The 1,287-nt window shown below is 70.6% G+C and carries 1 protein-coding gene; it reads left to right on the top strand.

The genetic code is table 11. The features are described from left to right. On the top strand, positions 1-1,287 hold a 1,287-nt coding region (locus tag ABZ646_RS46815), incomplete at both ends, for a type I polyketide synthase (protein WP_360533951.1).

Below are 1,287 nucleotides of genomic sequence, written 5' to 3'. Positions count from 1 at the left end.
GCACCTCTGGGCGAACGGCGTCGCCGTGGACTGGGCGCCGGTGTTCGAGGGCCTGGACGCGCAGCGGGTCAAGCTGCCGACCTACGCCTTCCAGCGGCAACGCTACTGGCCCGGCGTCGAGCGCGTGTCGCCCACGCCGAAGCTTGCCCGCCGGCTTCAGGTGGAGAGCGGGCGATCCCTGCGTGACGTTGTCCGGGAGTCCGCGGCCGTTGTCCTGGGCCACCACCCTGACACCGCGCTCGACACCCACCGCACGTTCCGAGAGCTCGGTTTCGACTCCTTGACAGGGGTCGAGCTGAGGAACCTGTTGCAGAGCCGAACCGGCATCGAGCTGGCCGGCAGCGCGGTGTTCGACTACCCGACGGTCACCCGGCTCGCGGAGCATCTCGCCGGCCGGGCCGAGCCGGCCACGCCGCAGGCCGCGGCCGACGTCACCGGCGATCCGATCGTCCTGGTCGGCATGGCCTGCCGCTTCCCCGGCGGCGTGTCCGACCCGGACGGGCTGTGGCGCCTGGTCGCCGAGGAAGCCGACGCGACGGGGCCCTTCCCCACCGATCGTGGCTGGGACCTGGACCGGTTGCAGGAAGTCTCCGCCACGAGCCGCGGCGGTTTTATAGCCGACGTCGACGGCTTCGACGCGGCGTTCTTCCGCATCTCGCCGCGCGAGGCGCTGGCCACTGATCCGCAGCAGCGGTTGCTGCTGGAAGTGTCGTGGGAGGCGCTGGAACAGGCGGGAATCGATCCCGGAACGCTGGCGGGCACCCCGACGGGCGTCTTCGCCGGCGCCTACGGATCCGGCTACGGCGACCTCGTCTCCCGTGAGCAACTACAGGGACACCTGCTGACCGGCGGCGCCGGCAGCGTCATCTCCGGCCGGGTGGCGTACGCCCTGGGGCTGGAAGGTCCCGCGGTCAGCGTGGACACGGCGTGTTCGTCGTCGCTGGTGGCCATGCACCTCGCCGCGCAGGCTCTCCGCACGGGGGAGTGCAACCTCGCGCTGGCCGGCGGCGTCACCGTGATGGCAACGCCCGAGATGTTCCTGGAGTTCACGGCACAGAACGGGCTCGCGGAAGACGGCCGGTGCCGGTCGTTCGCCGACAGTGCTGACGGGACGGGTTGGTCCGAGGGCGTCGGTGTGGTGGTGTTGGAGCGGCTGTCCGACGCTCGCCGTAACGGTCACGAGGTGCTTGCCGTGATGCGGTCGAGTGCGGTGAATCAGGATGGTGCGTCGAATGGTCTGACGGCTCCGAACGGTCCGTCTCAGCAGCGGGTGATTCGTCAGGCGCT

It is taken from the genome of Streptomyces sp. NPDC007162 (assembly GCF_040634175.1).
GTDB lineage: Bacteria > Actinomycetota > Actinomycetes > Streptomycetales > Streptomycetaceae > Streptomyces.
This window is presented reverse-complemented; position numbering and strand designations above follow the sequence as displayed.